The sequence below is a fragment of the Chromobacterium sp. ASV23 genome (assembly GCF_016428945.1).
Lineage (GTDB): Bacteria > Pseudomonadota > Gammaproteobacteria > Burkholderiales > Chromobacteriaceae > Chromobacterium > Chromobacterium sinusclupearum.
The window spans coordinates 1-509 of sequence record NZ_JAELTR010000170.1; the positions used below are offsets into that span (position 1 = coordinate 1).

General features: G+C 31.6%; 1 protein-coding gene. It reads left to right on the plus strand.

The genetic code is table 11. The annotated features are described in order from the left end of the window. Nucleotides 1-174: 174 nt before the first annotated feature. A partial coding sequence (locus JHD59_RS22110; protein WP_199155853.1) for a DUF4214 domain-containing protein occupies nucleotides 175-509 on the plus strand: 335 nt, incomplete at its 3' end.

The window sequence follows — 509 nt, forward strand, 5'->3', positions numbered from 1 at the left end:
GGCGATAAAGATTCACTCCCCGATCAAATTTCAAGTTGGATAAAATCAATTTCAACCTCTGAAAAATACCAATCAAACTTCACATGGGGCAACACCTCAAAAATAATTAATTCTTTTTTTGAGGATAAAAATTTATTTTGCAGTTGAAGAAATTTACATCTAGGAATTTTTAAATTGAAAAACCAGAATATCGAAATTGATGAATCCCTTGACTTCATCTACACAGCAAGCGACAAAGAGTTTATTGAGAAGTCATTTAGAATTATTTTAAACCGCCACCCTGATGCTGATGGCCTTTCCTTCTATACTCGAAAATTAGAACTTGGAGAGGATAGAATAGTTCTCTTATCGGATCTGAGCCAATCTCGCGAGGCCAGATTAATGGAAAATAAAAATTTAGCCATTGAAAATATTCTTAATAAGAATAAATTAAAAACAAGATTCATTACAAAGTGGATATTCAAACTTTTTCCACAGTTCAACCGCATTGAGAATAAAATAAACAATAT